Origin of the sequence: Synechococcus sp. R55.4, from assembly GCF_047461935.1 — a bacterium.
Classification (GTDB): Bacteria; Cyanobacteriota; Cyanobacteriia; order Thermostichales; family Thermostichaceae; genus Thermostichus.
The window spans coordinates 42,502-49,148 of sequence record NZ_JANSIF010000018.1 but is presented as its reverse complement, the minus strand read 5'-3'; the positions used below and the strand labels follow the sequence as shown (position 1 = coordinate 49,148).

The 6,647-nt window shown below is 59.4% G+C and carries 8 protein-coding genes; 6 read left to right on the top strand and 2 right to left on the bottom strand.

Features of this window, described 5'->3' with window-relative positions:
• Positions 1 to 368 precede the first annotated feature (368 nt).
• Together NW842_RS06135 and NW842_RS06130 are read left to right on the top strand one after the other, a co-directional pair.
• A complete protein-coding gene (locus NW842_RS06135) occupies positions 369 to 644 on the top strand; it encodes a hypothetical protein (protein ID WP_041436392.1) in 276 nt (91 codons plus the stop codon).
• Between the two features lie 80 nt (positions 645 to 724).
• Entirely contained in the window at positions 725 to 1,699 is a 975-nt protein-coding gene (locus tag NW842_RS06130) for an ABC transporter permease (RefSeq protein WP_414417676.1), read from the top strand.
• Positions 1,700 to 1,767: 68 nt separating this feature from the next.
• Here the strand turns inward: NW842_RS06130 and NW842_RS06125 are convergent, their stop codons facing one another.
• Both NW842_RS06125 and glp read right to left on the bottom strand, forming a co-directional pair.
• On the bottom strand, positions 1,768 to 2,277 hold the full coding sequence (locus NW842_RS06125) for a MarR family winged helix-turn-helix transcriptional regulator (RefSeq protein WP_414375135.1): 510 nt from the start codon (positions 2,275 to 2,277) through the stop codon (positions 1,768 to 1,770).
• 298 nt (positions 2,278 to 2,575) lie between these two features.
• Positions 2,576 to 3,793, bottom strand: a complete 1,218-nt coding sequence (gene glp, locus NW842_RS06120) for a gephyrin-like molybdotransferase Glp (protein WP_414375154.1) — start codon at positions 3,791 to 3,793, stop codon at positions 2,576 to 2,578.
• Positions 3,794 to 4,168: 375 nt separating this feature from the next.
• On the opposite strand from glp, the gene NW842_RS06115 reads away from it, so the two are divergent.
• Genes NW842_RS06115 through NW842_RS06100 form a run of 4 tightly spaced genes read left to right on the top strand, consistent with a single transcriptional unit; the run spans position 4,169 to position 6,632 of the window.
• Complete coding sequence (locus NW842_RS06115) at positions 4,169 to 4,531, top strand: cation:proton antiporter subunit C (protein WP_414350428.1); 363 nt, start codon at positions 4,169 to 4,171, stop codon at positions 4,529 to 4,531.
• Complete coding sequence (locus NW842_RS06110; protein WP_414417675.1) at positions 4,524 to 5,996, top strand: cation:proton antiporter; 1,473 nt, start codon at positions 4,524 to 4,526, stop codon at positions 5,994 to 5,996. The genes NW842_RS06115 and NW842_RS06110 overlap by 8 nt, the downstream gene beginning before the upstream one ends.
• Positions 5,980 to 6,384, top strand: coding sequence for a cation:proton antiporter (locus NW842_RS06105; RefSeq protein ID WP_414357737.1), 405 nt, complete (start codon positions 5,980 to 5,982; stop codon positions 6,382 to 6,384). The genes NW842_RS06110 and NW842_RS06105 overlap by 17 nt, the downstream gene beginning before the upstream one ends.
• Positions 6,381 to 6,632, top strand: a complete 252-nt coding sequence (locus tag NW842_RS06100) for a hypothetical protein (RefSeq protein WP_414417674.1) — start codon at positions 6,381 to 6,383, stop codon at positions 6,630 to 6,632. The genes NW842_RS06105 and NW842_RS06100 overlap by 4 nt, the downstream gene beginning before the upstream one ends.
• Positions 6,633 to 6,647 lie beyond the last annotated feature (15 nt).

The following is a 6,647-nucleotide window of genomic DNA, read 5'->3' as shown; positions in this document are numbered from 1 at the left end:
AAGCGATGGACGCCACAGATCCCGAAGATGCCCAACGCCCAGAGGATATAGGCAGTACCGACAGACTTGGGTTCAGCGGGGGGCAGCAGGTAGCGAGAACTCATGGGGATTTGACGAGATAACTCCGAGCGAGTACTCCAAGTCTAAGTCTGTCATCTTCTGGCCTGGACGGGCAGAAGAGAACCGGCAAAACCAATCCCTTTACCTCTAAAAGCGAGCTTGGACCCCTTCTAGGCTACTGCCTGAGGGAGGGCAGCCTCAACGGGAAAACAACCGGAATAATGAGATCCAAGTCCCCCAGGCTCAAAGAACTCCGTCTCCCGCTCACGCAAGCAGTGGACATGCCTATAGAAGGCAAGGGAAAGTCGATGTTTGAGCCAATTTTAATCGGGTTGAGCGCTGTGCTCTGGGGCCTCCTCTGGGGCTACGCTACACTGCTGGTTGTGCTGGTGAACTTTAAGGAGCAAGGATCGGTTTACGCCTACCCTATGCAGGCGGTGCTGGATCGCTTTGTCGAATCCTTGGGGCTGGGCTGGCTTAAGGATCTGCATGCCCTGCAACTGAGGCCGCTGCGCCGGATCAGCTATGCTCTGTTTGGTGCCGTCACCCTAGGGGTGGCTTTCATGCTCTGGGTGTTGGGGTGAGGCGATGACCAGATCAACAGGCGCATTCCCGCAGCAACTGCAAATGCGTTAACCCAACCCGAGTTCTCGACAGGCCCATCATGACCGCTGCCCAACTGGTCGCCATTCTCTCCACTGCCATTGCCACCGCCACACCGTTGGTCTTTGCCTGCATAGGGGAAACCATTACCGAGCGGGCAGGGGTGATCAACCTCTCCGCAGAGGGAACGATCATGCTGGCGGCCATGGTTGGGTTCGCCGTGGCCAAGCTGACGGGAAGCTTGGTATTGGGCTTTTTGGCTGCCGCCGCGGTGGGAGCGCTGTTTGCTGGGATCGTGGCCTTTGGCTCGCTGACCCTGAAGGGATCCCAAATTGCCATTGGTTTCGTCTTGACCCTATTGGGGGCGGATTTGTCTTCCTTTTTGGGCAATCCGTTCGTGCGGATCCCAGGGCCAACGGTGCCCAGCCTGCCCATCCCCTTCCTGAGAGAGGTGCCGCTGCTGGGGCCACTCCTGTTCCAAGGGGATCTGTTGCTGTACGCCAGCTACGCGCTCATCGGGGGAACTTGGTTCTTTTTTTATCGCACTCGGCCTGGCCTGATGTTGCGGGCCATGGGAGAACAGCCGGCAGCAGCCTTTGCCCGGGGCACCGATGTCATTTTCTGGCGCTATGTCTATACCCTTGTGGGGGGATCCCTATTGGGCTTGGCGGGAGCTGCTTTTTCTCTGGATTTCAAGGCCGGCTGGAGCCACCGACATACAGCAGGGTATGGCTGGATTGCTTTGGCCATCGTCATCTTCGGCGGCTGGAACCCCTTGCGGGTAGCCCTGGGGGCCTACCTGTTCGGCATTTTGCAGTCCTTTGCCGGAGTTGCCCAGACTACCATCCGCGCCGTGCCCACCCAAGTTTTTACGGTGGCTCCCTTTGTGTTGATGATTTTGGTGTTGGTGCTCACTTCTGGGGAATGGTGGGAGTACGGCTTGCGCGGGATCCCACCTCGGCTGCGGCGCTGGATCCAGCAGGCGGTGAAGGCCACTCCGCCGGCAGCTCTGGGGCAGCCGTTTGAACCGGGCTAGAGGTTGCTTCCGGCACTGCGGCTTGGGGGTCGCTGATCAGCCGGATCGGAGAGGGGAATCTGAAAGCGCTAGAAAATAGCCTGCAGTTTTTTAAGGCAAGCCTGGATCTGCGCCATTTCCGAGGGATCCAGCTTTTGGAAACGCTCTTTCAAGTAGGCGATGTGGGCCGGGAAAATTTCCTCAAACAGTTTTTCCCCCGCCTCTGTCAGCACGACCTTAAAGCAGCGTCGGTTTTCCGGGGGCACTTCCCGGCGCACCAGCCCTTTTTGTTCCAGGCGATCCACAATGCCGGTCAGTGTCCCTTTGGTCACCAGCGTTTTTTGGGCCAGGACATTCATGGTCATCCCAGGGGTATTGCCGAGGGTCACCAACACATCAAATTGGGGGGCGGTCAGCCCCATTTGCCGAATATGAACCCCGGCATAATTTTCAAAGGCTTGGTAGGCCCGCGCCAGGTCTCGCAACAGCCCCAAAAAAGGCTCACGGGCCGCCGCCACCGTCCGCGTCAGCGGAACGGAGTCCTCAGGGTTGAGAACCTCGTCGCTTTGAAGAGGAGGAGAGTTAGCGGGAGTGGGCATGGTTGAAGATCGCTGTTCGCGTTGGTGGAACAGAGTCCTGAGGGAACTCAACCCCAAAGGACAGTCTCGGCTCTATGATAGCCCACCGTAGTACAGTTCTAACGCAAATTATGGTCATTTCGATCCAAGCCAGGATACTGCACCTATGCCTAAAACCCTAAAACATTGAATGCACTGGGCCAGAAGGCTTTTCAAGGACTCCGTCCCGCTGGCGCGACCAGTAGCTCGGGTATCTCATCCTAAACTGAAACGACTATGACGGTTATTCCGGCAGCAGCGAAAGAAGGGCTAGGGATCTTCAGGGCAGTTGCAGCACCTGAACGGGCGAACCGGCAGGGATCTGGGTTGTTCCCACCGGCAGCACAGCCAAGGCATTGCAGCCGGCCAGACTGATGAGATTGCCGGAATTGAGGTTGGCGGCGGGCTGAAATCGGATCCCTTCGGGCTTGACCTGCAGCCGTCCCCAGAGGTAGTGTTCCCGCCGACCGTCGGCATGCAGATCCACAGCGCTGAAGGCGGAGAGGATCTGCCAGTAGGGGGGCAGGGATCCGCCCATTTTTCGCAGAGCCGGGTGCAAAAAGCGCCAGAAGGTCACCAGGGCAGAGGCAGGGTTGCCCGGCAGGCCAAAGTAGAGCTTGGGAGGGCCGTGGGGATTGGGAAAACGGGCCACCGTCAGGGGTTTGCCCGGCTTGATGGCCACACTGCGGATGAAAATCTCGCCTCCCAACTCCTCCAGCACCTTTTCCACCAGGTCAAAATCCCCCACCGATACCCCTCCAGAAGAGATCACCCCATCGGCAGAGGCCAGGGCCTGCTGGACGACCTGCCGCAACACCTGGAGCCGATCCGGCACGATGCCCAACTGGATCGGGATCCCACCCGCTGCCTTGACCAGAGCCGCCAGGCCGTACTGGTTGGAATCCACAACCTGCCCCGGCCCCGGCACCTGCTGGATGGGCACTAGCTCATCCCCTGTCGAGAACAGGGCTACCCGGGGCTGACGAAACACCGGCACCATCGCCTGTCGGATGGCAGCCAAAACGGCCAGCTCCGCTCCACCCAAAGCCTGCCCTGTCAACAGAACGGGATCCCCCTGCCGGGCAAAGTCTCCTTGGGGCCGGACAAATTGGCCCCGTTGCGGACGCTGCAAGAGGCGGACGGTTCCCGGCGAAGGTTGCTGCGTGTCTTCCTGCATCACCACGGTGTCCGCACCGCCGGGCAAGATAGAGCCGGTGTAGAGACGCACCGCTTGTCCGGGCTGGAGATCTCGGGTGGGTGCCTTCCCGGCGGGGAGAGTCTCGATCACCTGTAGCTCACAAGGGATCCCCGCTTGCACATCTTCATGGCGCACGGCATAGCCATCCATGCTGGAGGTGGGCCGGGCCGGAAAATCTTGGGGGCTATACAAAGTTTGGCTGAGAACGCGGCCTTGGGCGGATCCCAGCTCCACCCACTCTGTGCCCAGCGGCTGAACCGCCTGCAAAATCAGGGCTTCTGCTTCGGCCACCGGCAGCATCACGGCTTTTACAACCCCCTTCTCCAACACCTTTCTTCAGCATCCAGAAGTCGGTTCCGCCAAGGCCATTAAAAACAACTTAAACTGCGGACAGCGGCCATCAATTCCGACCTTGGCATGAGAAGTGTATGACCAGGATCCCACCAAGCCCCAGAGCTGGCAAGAAGTCGGGTCAAGTTGCTTATTCGGAGTCTGCAACTCTTTCTACTTCGGGATCCCGGCCTTGTTGGGGAGATGGGGATCCCGGCAGCGTTGCAACCGGCCATAGGCTATCTGGCTGCTGTGACTGCGGAAGCTGGATACTGGTCGCGTAGCGGGCGTAGCCTTAGGACGACTGAGCCACCGGATAGCTCGAGTGCAGCAAGCGAGGTGTCTATGTTAAATGCCGCCGTCATCCTCACGATCTTCCTTGGCTTCTGGGGAGTCGTGGTTAAGCGCAACCTCATTATGAAGATCCTGTCTATGGATGTCATGAGCACCGGGGTCATCGCCTTCTTCGTGATCTGGGCAGCCCGGAGCGGTGTGTTCACCCCCATCTACAAACCCTGGCGCGAGCTGGACTATGCCGACCCGGTGCCTCAGGGGATCATCCTCACGGCCATCGTCATCGGCCTGTCGGTACAAGCCTTGATGTTGGTGGGGGTGATGAAGCTCTCCCGCAATCATCCCACCCTCGAAGTCGAGAGCATCGAACAGGCACTCGCGTCAGGGGCGCGGAGCACTTTTACCGATGACTGAGCTGACGCTGGTATGGGTGGCGCTGCCCTTTCTGCTGGCCTTCACAACCTACTTGATGCCAGCCCTAACCCGTCCCAGCCTGGTGGGGATGGCTGCGCTGACGGTGGTCTATGCGGTGCAGCAGGGGGGCTTGCCCGGCACAACCGCCACACCCCTGGAGCTACAGCTTTTGGATCACTTCGGGGTGACGCTGCGGATCGATGCCAATGGAGCAGCGATGCTCTTGGCCCACGGCCTGGTCACGCTAGGAGTGGCCCTGTATTTGGATAGACGCTTTGCGGGCAGCCGCTTTCTGGCCATGCAGTTGCTGATCGTCCACGGTAGCGCCAATGCTGTCGTCATCAGTGCCGACCTGATCAGCGTCTACGTTTCCCTGGAGGTGCTCAGCATCGGCGTGTTTTTGCTGCTGACCTATGGGCGGCGGGCTGAGGGCCAACCCACAGTGGAAGAAAATGCTCCGCACCGCGATCGCCAGCTCTGGGTGGGGCTGCGCTACCTTTTCATGAGCAATGTGGCCATGCTCTTCTACCTGATGGGCGCAATCCTGGTCTATGTGCGCACGGGATCCCTGGCGATGAGCAGTTTAACTATGGCCGACCCCACAGCCTTGGCGCTGATTGCTGTGGGTCTTTTGGCCAAGGGGGCGATCTTCGTTGCCGGCCTGTGGCTGCCTCTCACCTATGCTACCGCGGATCCCGTTATCGCGGCGGTGCTCAGCGGTTTTACGACCAAAGCAGGAGCCATGGCCTTGGTGCGCTGCAGCGAGGCTTCGCCGATCTTGGCCCAGGGGTTGCCCTACTTGAGCGCCGGTTCAGCCGTTTTCGGGATCCTACTGGCCCTGATGGCGAGCACGCCCCAGCACCTTCTCGCCTGGAGCTCGGTATCGCAGATGGGATTTGTGATTGCTGCCCCTCAGTGGGCGGGTTTGTATGGCCTTGCCCATGGGTTGGCGAAGCCCCTGTTGTTTGTTGGAACGAGCGTGAGCCATCGCTGGCGGTGGCCCATGTTGCTCTTGGGGTCGGCTTCCCTGGCGGGAGTGCCCGGCAGCTTGGGGTATGCAGCCAAGGCCCTCAGCTTATCTGCTCTGGATCCCTGGCACGAGTGGCTGTTGGTGGGGGTTACCGTCGGCACCACGTGTTTAGGCGTGCGAGTGCTGCGGGCACCTGCTTCTCCCATGAAGGGGGACGCCACCTCTGCAACTCCTTGGCAAGATAAAGTGGCACTGGTGCTCTGGGGTGGGGGCTTGCTCTGGGGCTGGCTGCCGGCGGCCTTTGGCGCTGACAATCTTCTCAAAGCCCTGCTGAGCCTAGGCGTTGGGATCCCGCTGGGCTGGTTTTGGGAGCGGATCCCTTTGAAGAAAGGGTCGGTGAACGAGGGGCTGGAGGCCGTGGTGGGTGGCCTGAGCGTGGTGTTGGTGCTGGTTTGGGTTCTGTTTGGTGAGGTCAGTCATGGAGCGCTACCCTAAGCTGGGTCTATTGGAAATCGGCCTGCGGCTCTTGATTTGGTTTTTGCTGACGGGCAATCTGAGCTGGGACAATGTGGCCATCGGGGTGGCGGCAACGTTGCTGCTGCCGCGCCAGGCTTCCGCACCGGTGCAATGGCGGGATTGGGGGCGAGTGCTCCAGGAAATTCTTCTCGCCATCCCAAGAGCCTACTGGGAAGCCTTCGAGATGATCCTCAAGCCCCACACTGTTGAGGAAGTTGTATACAAACAAACCCTGCCCAACCGTTCAGCAGGGCTGGTGTTTCTGGATATCTTTTTAATTACCTTCACGCCCAAAACCATCGTGCTCAATTGCAATGCCCAAGGCACTTATGAAGTCCATGTGCTCAAGCCGCGGGAGGACGTGTGAACCTACTGCTGTTTCTCCTGACCCTAACGCTGTGCTTGCCCCTGTACGCCGCTTGGCTAAAGGAAGATATCTGGCAAACGATGCTCGCCTTTGCCAGCCTGGCCACGAAGACGGCCATCCTGATTTTGGTGGTGTCGGTGGTGCGGGATGACTGGATGATCGGAATTGTGGGGGTTTTGGTTTTGTCGGTGGGCAATGCGGCCTTAATGCTCTTGGCCCATGTACTGAAGCGGCTGGAAATGCTCTAGAAACGCCCTGGGGGT